This is a genomic window from Streptomyces sp. NPDC015345 (genome assembly GCF_043078805.1).
Classification (GTDB): Bacteria; Actinomycetota; Actinomycetes; order Streptomycetales; family Streptomycetaceae; genus Streptomyces.
The window spans coordinates 742070-754277 of record NZ_JBIBTX010000001.1 but is presented as its reverse complement, the minus strand read 5'-3'; the positions used below and the strand labels follow the sequence as shown (position 1 = coordinate 754277).

General features: G+C 70.2%; 12 protein-coding genes. 4 read left to right on the top strand and 8 right to left on the bottom strand.

All coding sequences use genetic code 11. The annotated features are described in order from the left end of the window. Positions 1 to 35: 35 nt before the first annotated feature. Positions 36 to 851, bottom strand: a complete 816-nt coding sequence (locus ACF062_RS03445; RefSeq protein WP_392135076.1) for a serine hydrolase domain-containing protein — start codon at positions 849 to 851, stop codon at positions 36 to 38. Between the two features lie 134 nt (positions 852 to 985). Here ACF062_RS03445 and ACF062_RS03440 point away from each other — a divergent pair, with 134 nt between their 5' ends. Beyond that, positions 986 to 1459 carry a MerR family transcriptional regulator gene (locus ACF062_RS03440; RefSeq protein ID WP_392135074.1) on the top strand — a complete coding sequence of 158 codons (474 nt, stop codon included), beginning with the start codon at positions 986 to 988 and terminating at the stop codon, positions 1457 to 1459. A 7-nt stretch (positions 1460 to 1466) separates the two neighbouring features. On the opposite strand, the gene ACF062_RS03435 is transcribed toward ACF062_RS03440, so the two are convergent. From ACF062_RS03435 to ACF062_RS03405, 7 genes are all read right to left on the bottom strand, one after another. After that, positions 1467 to 2693: an acyltransferase gene (locus tag ACF062_RS03435; protein ID WP_392135072.1), complete on the bottom strand. Its 1227-nt coding sequence runs from the start codon at positions 2691 to 2693 to the stop codon at positions 1467 to 1469. Further along, positions 2690 to 3853, bottom strand: coding sequence for an alpha/beta hydrolase (locus tag ACF062_RS03430; protein WP_392135070.1), 1164 nt, complete (start codon positions 3851 to 3853; stop codon positions 2690 to 2692). The genes ACF062_RS03435 and ACF062_RS03430 overlap by 4 nt, the downstream gene beginning before the upstream one ends. 146 nt (positions 3854 to 3999) lie before the next feature. Beyond that, on the bottom strand, positions 4000 to 4677 hold the full coding sequence (locus tag ACF062_RS03425; protein ID WP_320591050.1) for a response regulator transcription factor: 678 nt from the start codon (positions 4675 to 4677) through the stop codon (positions 4000 to 4002). After that, complete coding sequence (locus ACF062_RS03420) at positions 4674 to 6038, bottom strand: sensor histidine kinase (protein ID WP_392135067.1); 1365 nt, start codon at positions 6036 to 6038, stop codon at positions 4674 to 4676. The genes ACF062_RS03425 and ACF062_RS03420 overlap by 4 nt, the downstream gene beginning before the upstream one ends. Positions 6039 to 6153: 115 nt before the next feature. Next, positions 6154 to 7029, bottom strand: coding sequence for a DUF4429 domain-containing protein (locus ACF062_RS03415; RefSeq protein ID WP_392135064.1), 876 nt, complete (start codon positions 7027 to 7029; stop codon positions 6154 to 6156). Positions 7030 to 7104: 75 nt separating this feature from the next. Further along, positions 7105 to 8316 (bottom strand): alpha/beta hydrolase, encoded by a 1212-nt coding sequence (locus tag ACF062_RS03410; protein ID WP_392135061.1) that lies wholly within the window; start codon positions 8314 to 8316, stop codon positions 7105 to 7107. Between the two features lie 238 nt (positions 8317 to 8554). After that, positions 8555 to 9238 (bottom strand): TetR/AcrR family transcriptional regulator, encoded by a 684-nt coding sequence (locus ACF062_RS03405; protein WP_392135058.1) that lies wholly within the window; start codon positions 9236 to 9238, stop codon positions 8555 to 8557. Between the two features lie 145 nt (positions 9239 to 9383). Here ACF062_RS03405 and ACF062_RS03400 point away from each other — a divergent pair, with 145 nt between their 5' ends. From ACF062_RS03400 to ACF062_RS03390, 3 genes are all read left to right on the top strand, one after another. Beyond that, positions 9384 to 10994, top strand: a complete 1611-nt coding sequence (locus ACF062_RS03400; RefSeq protein WP_392135055.1) for an MFS transporter — start codon at positions 9384 to 9386, stop codon at positions 10992 to 10994. 205 nt (positions 10995 to 11199) lie between these two features. Then, entirely contained in the window at positions 11200 to 11574 is a 375-nt protein-coding gene (locus ACF062_RS03395; protein ID WP_392135052.1) for a peptidase inhibitor family I36 protein, read from the top strand. Between the two features lie 48 nt (positions 11575 to 11622). Continuing rightward, a complete protein-coding gene (locus ACF062_RS03390; protein ID WP_392135049.1) occupies positions 11623 to 11928 on the top strand; it encodes a small hydrophobic protein in 306 nt (101 codons plus the stop codon). The last annotated feature ends 280 nt before the right edge of the window (positions 11929 to 12208 follow it).

The following is a 12208-nucleotide window of genomic DNA, read 5'->3' as shown; positions in this document are numbered from 1 at the left end:
GGGGCAGGCGGGGTGGGTGGTGTGGGGCCGGAGCCTCAGAGCTCTCCGAGCACCGCATCGGTGAACGGCGGCCACACCTCGACGGCCCAGGGCCCGAAGGGCCGATCGGTGAGGGCGACGCACGCCGCCCCCGCGTCCGGGTCGATCCACAGGAACGTCCCGGCCTGCCCGAAGTGCCCGAACGTCCGAGGCGAAGACGAACTCCCCGTCCAGTGCGGCGCCTTGGAGTCCCGGATCTCGAACCCGAGCCCCCAGTCGTTGGGGTTCTGATGCCCGTACCCCGGCAGTACACCCTTCAGCCCCGGATACGTCACCGTCATCGCCGCGGCCACCGTCCGCGCGTCCAGCAGCCGAGGCGCCTGCACCTCCGCGGCGAACCTGACGAGGTCGTCGACAGTGGACACCCCGTCCTTGGCGGGCGAACCCTCGCCTTCCAACGCGGTGGCGCTCATGCCGAGCGGCTCCAGCACGGCCTGCCGCAGATACTCCCCGAACGGGATGTCCGTCGCCTTGGCGATGTGATCGCCCAGCACCTCGAACCCCGCGTTGGAGTACAGCCGCCGCGTCCCCGGCGCCGACATCACCCGGTGCTCGTCGAAGGCGAGCCCACTGGTGTGCGCGAGCAGATGCCGCACCGTCGAGCCCTCGGGCCCGGCGGGTTCGTCGAGCTCGACCGCACCCTCCTCGTAGGCGACCAGCGCCGCGTACGCCGCGAGAAGCTTGGTGACCGAGGCGAGGGCGAAGCGGTGGTCCGTCGGCCCGTGCGTGCCGACGACCGTCCCGTCCGCACGGACGACAGCGGCGGCAGCGGTGGACACCGGCCAGTTCTCGATCATCCCCAAGCTCTGCATGTCCAAGAGCCTAATTCCTCCCTGCTGAGCACCGTGACGCCAGGTCGCCGCCAGTGACCAAGAAATGAGACGCCCCCCTCTTTTCTCCCGAACCCACTTGCTTGGAGCACACTCCAAGGTTCTAGCGTGAGGGCATGACGGTGATGGAGACCACGCCCGCACCAGCCCGCCCGCCCCGGGAGGTCGACCCCTGCGCTTCGGCACCCGCCGGGCCCCCGCGCCCGGACGGCCAGGACCACTACACGATCAGCGAGGTGGCCGCCTTCACCGGTCTCACCGCCTACACCCTGCGCTGGTACGAGCGGATCGGCCTGATGCCCCACATCGACCGCTCCCACACGGGCCAGCGCCGCTACCGCAATCGCGACCTGGACTGGCTGGCCCTCGTCGGCAAGCTCCGCCTGACCGGGATGCCGGTGGCGGACATGGTCCGCTACGCGGAACTCGTCCGCGAGGGCCAGCACACCTTCCCCGAGCGCCAGGAGCTTCTGGAGCGCACCCGGCGCGATGTCCGCAGCCGCATCGCCGAGTTGCAGGACACCCTCTCGGTCCTCGACTACAAGATCGATACCTACGCCGGTGCCCGCAAGACGTCGGAGAGCGTCTGAACCTGCCTCACGCGAGGCCCAGGGCGAACACCGCGAACCCGGCCGCCAGGACTCCGGCGAGCGCCCGCCTCGCGTGGCTCGCGCGCTTCCACGGCGCCTCGAAGCCTCGGGCGTAACGGCCTATCAGGACCAGCAGCGCCGCGAGAACCGGAAGCCAGGCGATCCGAGCCGCTATCCAGCCCAGCGTGTCGGGGCCCGTGGTCAGCCCCGGCACCGCGCCGAGGAACGAGCCGGGCACGGCCGCGGCCAGCAGCGCCGTCTGGTGCCAGCACAGGATCGTCATCGCCGACAGGTTGACCACGACGACTGGCGCCCACAGAGCGGGTCTGCGCAGCAGACGGCCGATGCGGTCCCGCAACAGGATCGCCGCACCGCTCTGCGCGGCGGCCAGGGCAAGGACCAGCAGCGACGGCGGATGCGAGTTCGTCCGGGCCTCGCCGGGGACGCCGACCATCGACGCCGGATAGTGGAAGGCGAGGAGGAGGGCGGCGAAGAGAGCGGTGCCACCGGCCAGCAGGAGCCAGGCCCCACGCCCGCCCAGCCTCTTCTCGCCCCAGGAGACGCCCAGTTGGTAGGCGAACATCCAACCCGGCAGCAGATTCAGCAGGGAGAGCCAGGAAGGCATGCCCTCCGCGAACGGCCCGTAGCGCAGGAAGTCCACCAGGGCGACCGACCCGACCAGGGGCAGCGCGGCCCAGGCCCCCAGCCGCTCCGCCGCCCGTATGCACCAGGGGGTGAGCGCCGTGATCACCGTGTAGACGCCCACGAACCACAAGGGCTGTATGACCAGCGTGGACGCCGTGCGCAGTGTCGTGCCCGGCACCCCCAGCGTGTACAGCACCGGAAGCAGCGCGGCCCAGGCCGCGGTCACGCCCAGGACCGGCCGCCCCAGTCGCGCGAGGCGCCCACGCAGCCAGGCGCCCGTTGATTCGCCCCGCGCCACCGCCCGCCGGTACGACAGCGTGGAGGCATAGCCGCCCACGAGGAAGAAGATGCCCAGCATCTGAAGCACCCAGCTGATCGGTGCGAAGAAGCCGAACGAGGACAGGGGGCTCGCGTTGTGCAGCGCCCCTCCGGTGTCGAGGGTGAAGCCACCCAGGAGCCAGTGCCCGGTCGGCACGGCGAGCAGGGCCACGGCGCGCAGCCCGTCTATGGCTCGGTCACGGTGGGCCGGCGTTCTGGCGTCGATCGCGGAGGCCGCTCCGCGCAGCCGGTTCAGGAGGGGAAGGCTCATGTCCGTGCTCCGATGGTCCGAGTGGTGCCGGCGGAGTCGGCCCCGCCCGCGATGCGGGCGAAGGCCCGCAGGGAGTCCGTGCCGGGGGTGAAGTAGCCGGTGTGGCCCTCGGCCTGTTCGGTGGGGACGCGCCGGGCGCCGAAGCCGGGAGCCGTCGGGTCCTCGCCGTGGCCGAGGCCGAACAACTCGACGTTCGGCACGTTGCCGATCCAGTCGCTGTCGTCCTTGGCGGCCCAGACGCGGGCATCGGTGTGCAGATCGGCCACGCTCCGCGCCCGCATACCGGGAGAGCCGAGCACCACCAGGTCGGTCGCGGTGAGGCGTGGTGCGGCCAGGCCGCACACCACCGAGCCGTAGCTGTGGCAGAACACGGCGGGTCTCGGGGCGCCTGCCGCCGTCAGCCCCTGCGTGAAGCGCGCGAGGCGTGGCGCACCGGCTTCGGCGAGGCGGCCAGTGGCGGCGTCCGGGCCGAGGCCGACCGGGGTGGTGTACCCCACCCAGGCGACCACGGCCGTGCGCTTGCCCGCCGCCGCGTACAAGGAGCGACCCATCCCGGCCGGCGTGCCGTACTTGTCGTTGGTGCGGTCGAAGGTGTTCAGGTCGATGTCGGAGCCCGGCACGACGACAGAGACATGGTCGGCCCGACCCAAGTCGCCGTACACCTCCGCCACTTGGCCGCGGCCTCGCGGGTCGAACGCCAGTATCTGGCGCCCTGGGGCGAGCAGTTCGCCGTAACGGTCGATCAGGGCACGGGCCCGCGCACGGTCCTGCGCGGTGAGGCCGGGGTCGGTCGACCGGGCTCGCTCCCGCTTTCGCTCGGCTTTGAGGAAGCGGGCGTTGGCCTCGTACCGGAGAGCTATGGGAGCTCCGTCGAGATTGCCGACGACCGAGGCGTGCCGTGTCACCAGCTCTTGGCGCCGGGCGGCGCTCAACGAGTCGAAGAACGCGGCGACGCGGGCGGGGGAGGCGGTCGCGGGATCCGGCAGCCGCATCCCCAAGGAATGGTCCGCACGCCAGGAACTCGTGCCCGGCGGCGGGCCCGTGAGCGGCTGCTGCTCGTTGCCGACGGTCCAACCCGCCGTACCCGCCACGACCGTCGTCATGAGCGCGGCGGCGACCAGCGCCCTCTTGCTCCGTGCTTTCCAGGACCGAATCCGCATGGCCGGTCTCCCTCCCCGCTCCGTGGCGCGCTGTGGCCTGACGCAGCGAAAGATAGGGAGACGGTGTGCGACGGCACGTCACACCGAGGAGCCAACTCTCAGGTGATACCGGGGTATGCGGTGGTGATACCGAGGTAGGGGGTGGGCTACTGCTCGCCCGGTGTGACCAGCCCCGACTCATAGGCGAAGATCACGGCTTGGGCGCGGTCCCGCAGCCCCAACTTGCTGAGCACGCGACCGATATGGGTCTTCACCGTCTGTTCGGCGAGCACCAGGCGCTCGGCGATCTCCTGATTGGACAGGCCGCGCGCGATCAGCACCAGTACCTCGGTCTCACGCGGCGTCAGGCCGTTGAGCTGAAGCGACTGGTCCTTTCGCGGCGCGGGACGCTGCTTCGCGAAGTCCGCGATCAGCCGCCGGGTCACCGAGGGGGCCAGCAGCGCCTCGCCGGAGGCCACCACACGGACCGCCGAGATCAGGTCCGCGGGCGGCGCGTCCTTGAGCAGGAACCCGGAGGCTCCGGCGCGCAGCGCCTCGTACACATAATCGTCCACGTCGAACGTGGTGAGCATCAGCACCTTCGGCAGATGCACCACTCCCGGCGGCGGGTCCAACAGGGCGCGGGCCGCGGCGAGTCCGTCCATCTCCGGCATGCGGACGTCCATCAGGACGACATCGGGGTGTGTGCTGCGGCTGACCTCGACACCCTTCTTGCCGTCCGGTGCCTCACCCACGACGTCGATGTCGCTCTGCGCCGCCAGCAGGGCGGCGAAGCCGGCCCGCACCATGGCCTGGTCGTCGACGATGATCACGCGGATGGTCATGCGGTGCCGGAGTCCTTCGGGAGGAGGGGGAGCCGGGCGGCGACGCGGAAGCCGCCGTCGGGCAGCGGCCCGACGTCGACCGTGCCGCCGACCAACCGTACGCGCTCGCGCATGCCGACAAGTCCGTGGCCCGTGCCACTGCCCTCCAGCGAGGCGGGAGGCTGCTCGGACGGGCCGTTGACCACGAGGATCAGGAGGTTCTCGTCGTCCAGACTGAGCGTGATCGTGGTCCGGGCGCCCGGGGCGTGCCGCATCACGTTCGACAGGGCTTCCTGGACGATGCGGTACGCGGACAGGTCCACGGCCGGTGACACCTTGGCGAGGTGCGTGAGGATCGCCAGCTCCGGGCGTGACAGGTCGATCGGTATGCCGGCCCGCACCGTGGCTTCGACCAGGTGCGGCAACCGGTCCAAGCCAGGCTGGGGTGCCCGCTCGCCGTCCACACCCTCGCTGCGCAGCACCGCCAGCAGCCGCCGCATCTCGGTGAGGGATTCCCGGGCGCTCGCCGCTATGCTCCCGAACTCCTCACGTGCCGCGTCGGGAAGGCCGTCGAGTCGGTAGGGCGCGGAGTCCGCCTGGACCGTGATGACCGACATGTGGTGGGCGACGACGTCGTGCAACTCGCGGGCGATGCGGGCCCGCTCCTCAAGGAGTGTGCGCTGGGAGCGCTCGGTCTCGCTGATGGTCTCCTGCTCGACGAGCCTGCGCCGGGCGTCGCCGCGCTCACGCAGCAGGGAGCCGAGCAGCAGCACGGCCCCGCTCAGCACGATCAGCAGCACGCCGGTGTCCTGGCCGCCGCTTCCGTGGAACGCTCCGAGCACCAGCCCGGCGACCACGGTGACCAGCCAGATCCCGAGCAGTGTGCGGCGGCTCTCTCGCAGGGACAGGGCACAGCAGAGGACCAGATACCCCACGATGATCATGGGGGTCCATGGTCCCGGCCGGTCCGGGGCCGATGCCATCGTGGTGATCGCGCCGACGACATCCGCGACGATCACGATCCACCACGCGGGAAGCGGCCGGGTGACCGCGAGGAACAGCGGGGCGACCTGCGCGACTCCCAGGGCGCCCGCCAGGCCGCCACCCACGCCGTAGTCATGCGTCAGCACTTGCACGGTGACCGGGATGAGGGTGGCGACGAAGCCCAGCGCGATCACATGGGGCAACATCCGCACCCAGCGCTTGGGCGCGCTCGCCAGCAGCGGCTCGGTCGAGCCCGCGGGCGTCGCGAGGGATGCCCCCACCGTCCGCAGACCGTCCACGACGGCTGCCGTCGCACGCCGGAGGCCGGACCCGCGGCCACCCGGCTCGTCCACCGGGCGGTCGGGGCTCTGGTCGGGAGGTGTCGTCGCGCTGCTCATGGCCTGATCAGCGTAGGCGTGAAGCACCCCGCGCGCCGTCATACCGGGGTGCTGGACCGGACCTCATACCCAGGTATCACCACCGCCCCACGGGAGGCGGTGGCGACCGCGTGGATCACAGCTCGGCCAGCAGCTCGGCCTTCTTCGCCGTGAATTCCTCGTCCGTGAGCAGACCCGCCTGGTGCAGCTCGCCCAGATGCCGGATGCGGTCCGCGATGTCCGCCGGATCGCGCCGGACAGCCGATGTCGGCGCGGCTCCGACGCCGGTGGACGTCAGGGCCGGGCCCGAGGACCGAATCGCCGCGAGGACCGACGCGGCGAACGGCAGCGACTCGTGGACCGGGCCGTACCCGAGGCCGAAGACGACGGCCGCGGGGTCCTGATCGGCCTGCGCGGGCTGCGCCACGGGGGAATCACGGCGCAGCAGCCTCAGATGGCCCTCGAAGACCTCCGGGGAGCGCCACTCGATCCCACCCAGATCCGTGACGGGAAAGCTCTGGTCACCGGCCTTCCACTTCGCCGACGAGGCGCCTGTCCAGAACCACCGGAAGGACACCAGCTTGCCGTCGAAGGACGCCTTGCCGTCGTACGCCTTGAAGTGCAGCGGAGCCTCGGGGGCGGCCACCAGATAGCGATCCGGGGGTCCGGTGGCGTCCGAAGTGATCTGTGCCCGCAGCTCGTCCGCGTAGTACTCGGCGAGCGTCTCCCGCTCGGCGGGCAGCACCAAGCGGTACGGGTCGCAGCCGTCCTTGAGCTGGCCCGCCGCCGCCTCCATCAGAGGATCGGCGCCGGGTCTCGGCACGGCATGAAGAACGACGGTCCCGCGTTTCCCGGGGGAGAGTGTCACCGCTGCGATCGCCTCATGCGGGATACGCCGTTCACCGAGCGCTTGGTAGAGCTTCGGTGTGCGGATTCCCCGTTCGAAGCGGATGAGCACGGAGTCGGACTCGAACTCCCAGGCGGCATGAAATCCGGCCAGTACGTCACCCATGCGGCTCATCGTAGGCGGCACGCGTGCCTCCGTCCCTCCTGCGGCGGGCCGTTGTTTCGTCGATTTCTACGCGCGTCAGGCCGCCGCCTCGCCGGAAATGCCCTTCCGGCAGACGTCGTCCCCACTCGCGCATCGCACCCCGTCGTACGAACCTGTGCCGATCTCGGCGAAATTACGCAGGCTCTCCGTGCCCGGTTCGAAGTAGCCGGTGTGGCCCGCGGCACCCGCCGAGGACAGCACCCGCGCGCCGAAACTGCCGGACACCGGGTCGGCGCCGTGGCCGAGCCCGCCGACCTCCATGTAGGGCACATCCTGAATCCAGTCGTCGCTGTCCCGGGCGGCCCAGATCCGGGCCTCCGTACCCAACTGCGATGCCTTGTCGGCGCGCATGCCGGGACTGCCCGCGACCGCGATGTCGGTGACCCGCGCAGGCAGGGTCCGCGCGGCCACACCGCACACCACGGAGCCGTAGCTGTGGCAGTACAGCGCGACCGGTGAGCGCCCGGGGAGCCCTCGCACCATGGAGTCGAGGCGTACGGCACCGCTCTCGGCGCGCATGGCCGTGGCCGCGTCCACGCCGATGCCCACGGGCGCGGTGTAGTCGGCCCAGGCGATCACGGCGGTACGCGCGCGTGGGTTCACGGAGCGCTCCGCGCGGTAGAGCGCCTTGGCCATGCCCACCGGCGCCGAGTACTTGCGGAACGTCCGCTCGAAGGTCAGCACGTTGGTGTCGACGCCGGGTACCACGACAGAGACACGGCGGGCCTTGTCCAGGTCTCCGATGACTTCGGCCATGCGACCGGAACCCATGGGATCGAAGGCGAGGACCTGGCGTCCGGGGCGCATCATGACCCCGAAGCGCTTCATTCTGCGCTCGGCCTCCTGCTGCCCCAAGGGGGAGAGGCGTTTGTCGTGCATACGCTCCCGCTCGACCTTGCGGGCCTGTCTCAGGGCGATGCGGTTCGCGCGATAACGCAGTTCGGAAGGCGCACCGTTCATGTTGCCGACCGCGAGGGGGTAGCGGCCGGCGAGCCGGTTGCGCTGCTTCTTGTCGAGCGAGGCGAAGAACTGGCTGAGCCGAGCGGCGGGAGCATCGGGGTCGGGCAGCGCGCGCCCGTCGATGTTCCCCCGCTCCCAGGCGGAGATCGCGGCTTCGAGAGGCGAGGAGTCGCCCTTGTTGTTCCGCACGGCGGTCCAGCCCGTGGTCGCCAGCATGACGAATACGACAGCCAGCGCGAGCAGAGCACGCCACGCGTTGAGTTGTGGGGAGGAGTCGAAGGAAGTCACTGCGGAACACCCTAGGAGAACCCTGATGCATACCGTGCATCGCGTGAGGCAGATCACGTTTCCAGAGGGGTAATTGAGGCACAGCGGGCACATATCGAAGCGCTTCGTCACGCTCTGTAGGTGGACGGCGAACCGTCGCGCGCCACGCGCGTGCGTGACTTAGGGTACCTGCCTCATCGCCCAACGTAAGTGCGGATTCCACCGGTTGGACGGTTCGCGACGCGGTCGGCGCGGACGGCTAAGACGGCCGAGGTGTACGCCAGTCCGTGGCCAGGGCGGGACCCAGGTGGTCGAGGTACTGCTCGGTGAGCTCTCGGATGGACTCCACGCTGATGTCCTCGCCGGCGCCCCATAGCCGGCCTGTCACCCGCATCACGCCGCTGAACGCCGCCGCGGCCACACGCGGCCGCGGGTCGGCGTCCAAGTCGAGTCCCTCCCGTTCGGCGATCACCCGGGCGATCTCTTCCTCGGTCTCCATGGAGCGGCGCAGGTGCGCGGCGAGCAGCGAGGGCGTCGACTCGATCATCTGGTACGTGCTCATGTGCAGTTCGACCGGCACGACCTCCTCGATCGACTGCCCCATGGCCTCCCAGGCGCCGAGGATCGCTCCGCGCAGCGCCACGAGCGGGGCTTCCTCGGCGGGGCGATCGCGCAGGCTCTGGACGAACCGCGCCTCCACCATCTCCTGGACGGCGAAGGCGGCCTCCTGCTTGTTGGCGAAGTAGCGGAAGAACGTGCGCTGGGACACCTCGACGGTCTCGGCGATCTCGTCGACGGTCGTCTCCTCGAACCCCTTGGTCGTGAAGAGTTCGAGTGCCGCGCGCAGCAGCGCGTCACGAGTGCGCTGCTTCTTGCGCTCCCGCAGTCCGGGCGCCGCGAGGCCGGGTGAGACGTCCTCGGCGGTCTCGGCCTGGGTTTCCACGGGTCCTGTCGCTCGCTGCCCGATTTTCACGCCATGGCCCCCTCTGCTGTTTGCCCAGTTCAGCATATCTGCGGGCAGCTTCATGTCAGTTACCGACTTGTGAAGACGTTTGTCGACTGTCAGTCGCTGTCATTAGCCTGGTCGCATGACTAGTCAGACCACCGCCGACAAGGCGGACAAGGCGCCGGAGCCGGTGTCCGCTCCGACCCCGGCCAAGGGGCTCCGCGGTCACCCCTGGCTGACGCTCTTCTCTGTCGCGATCGGCGTGATGATGGTCGCCCTGGACGGCACCATCGTCGCGATCGCCAACCCCGCCATCCAGGCTGATCTCGGCGCCACCTTCGCGGAGGTGCAGTGGATCACCAATGGCTACTTCTTGGCGCTCGCCGTCTCGCTGATCACCGCGGGCAAGCTGGGTGACCGCTTCGGCCATCGTCAGACGTACCTCATAGGGGTGATCGGCTTCGCCGCCGCCTCCGGGGCCATCGGCCTGTCCGACACCATCCCGCTGGTGGTCACCTTCCGCGTGCTCCAGGGGTTGTTCGGTGCCCTGCTGATGCCTGCCGCGCTCGGTCTGCTCCGCGCTTCGTTCCCGGCCGAGAAGCTCAACATGGCCATCGGCATCTGGGGCATGGTGATCGGTGCCTCCACGGCGGGCGGCCCCATCCTCGGCGGTCTCCTCGTCGAGCACGTCAGCTGGCAGTCCGTCTTCTTCATCAACGTGCCGGTCGGCGTCCTCGCCGTCGCGCTCGGCCTGTTCATCCTCAGGGACCACCGCGCCGAGAACGCCCCCAGGTCCTTCGACGTCTTGGGCATCGCCCTGCTGTCGGCGGCCATGTTCTGCCTCGTCTGGGCGCTCATCAAGGCTCCGGAATGGGGCTGGGGCGACGGCCTGACCTGGACGTTCATCGCGGCCTCCGTGCTGAGCTTCGTACTCTTCGCGGCGTGGGAGTCGAAGGTCAAGGAACCGCTCATACCGCTCGGCCTGTTCCGTTCCGTGGCGCTGTCCGCGGGCGTGGTCCTCATGGTGCTGATGGCCATCGCCTTCATGGGCGGACTCTTCTTCGTCACCTTCTACTTGCAGAACGTGCACGGGATGAGTCCCGTCGACAGCGGTCTGCACCTGCTGCCCCTCACCGGCATGATGATCGTGGGCTCGCCGCTGGCGGGCGCCATGATCACCAAGACCGGCCCAAGAATTCCGCTGGCCGGCGGCATGCTGCTCACCGCCGCCGCCATGTACGGCATGTCCACGCTGGAGGCGGGCACCGGCAGCGGTCTGATGTCGCTCTGGTTCGCCCTCCTCGGCCTCGGTCTCGCTCCGGTGATGGTCGGCGCGACCGAAGTCATCGTGGGCAACGCGCCGATGGAGCTCTCCGGTGTGGCCGGCGGCCTCCAGCAGGCCGCGATGCAGATCGGCGGCAGCCTCGGCACGGCGGTCCTCGGCGCCGTCATGGCGTCGAAGGTCGACAGCGACCTGGCCGACAACTGGGCGAAGGCGAAGCTGCCGCCTCTCAGCCCCGCCGACCTCGACAAGGCCGCCGAAGCCGTCCAGGTCGGCATAGCTCCGGTTCCGCCGAAGGCGCCGCCGTCGGTCGCCGATCAGATCACCTCGGTCACGCACGACACGTTCATGTCGGGCATGGGCATGGCCTGCCTGGTCGCCACCGGTGTCGCGGTGGTCGCGGTCTTCGTCGCGTTCCTCGCCAAGCGTGGAACCAACGCCGAAGCCGGTGCGGGTGCGGTGCACATTTAGGGCATTGGGCGCGCCGCACGTCCGTGGACGGCCGGGCGGCGGCAGAAGTCAGGGAAAGCCCCTCAGGGACATTCTGGGGGGCTTTCGCCTATCCGGGTGACGCACATTCGTACCCCTTCCGATGGTGCGGTCGGACGGTCCAGAGTTCAGACATGAGATCCGCACGACGCGGACAACTGAGCTACACCACACGGGGGTTGAGCACATGCGTACGGCCATGCCCACGACCGTCACCGCCGCCGCACTCGCGGCGGTGATCCTGTCACCCACGCAAGCCGTGGCCGCGGCCCCACCGATGCTCCGCGGATGCGCGCCAGGTGAGCTCTGCCTCTGGGAGAAGGCGCAGTTCAAGGGTGACCGGCACACGTATGAGTTGGCCGACATCGACATCGAGAGCTGTATCACGCTGCCGGAGGGGGGCAGCGCGCAAGCTCTCGCCAACCGCACCGGCCGGCCCGTCACCACATACCAATCCGCGAAGTGCGGCGAGACCGGGGAGTTCAACACCTACCCGGGCAGTGGCACCTGGGCGCCCGAATCTCCTTACCGTGTGCGGGCGTTCAAGGTCTGGGAGCGCTGAAGCGGGGTACTCGCGGTCTTGAGCCCGAACGGGCTGACTCAAGGAGTGATGATGGCGGGTTTCGGACACGCCACGCGCAAGCACCCCCGCTCACGCGGCCGTACGTGGTCGCGGAGTGGGCCGGACCGCGCGACGCTCGGGGTAGTAGGAGCCGTCTGCGCGATCGCCGGGTTCTTCGTGCTGGGGATCATCCTCGGCCCCATGGCGATCGTGTGCGGCTGGCTCGCCCTGGGCCGCAGTTGGGCCGGTGCCCGCCCGGCACCGGCCCTGGCCGCCCTCGTCCTGGGCGCGATCGACACCGTCCTCGCGCTTCTTCGGATATCGGGGGCGACCACGATGGACGGCATGTTTTGACACGGGCGACCCGCCCCGGCTCAGCACGGCCCCGTCCCGCCGAGAGGCACCGCCGTCTGCCCGGCGGCGCCCTCGGCGGCCGCGGGGCGAGGCACGGAGCCCACCCGCGTCACCACGTCCGCCTCCGGTGCCGAGTCCGCGCCCGGCGCCGAGCCCGCTCCCGGCCCCGAGTCTGCTTCCGGCGCCGAGCCCGAGTCCGCAACCGAGTGCGGCCCCGGTGCGGAGTCCACATCCAGTGCCGACTCCGCGCCCGGCGCCGCGTTCGCCTCCGGCACCGGGC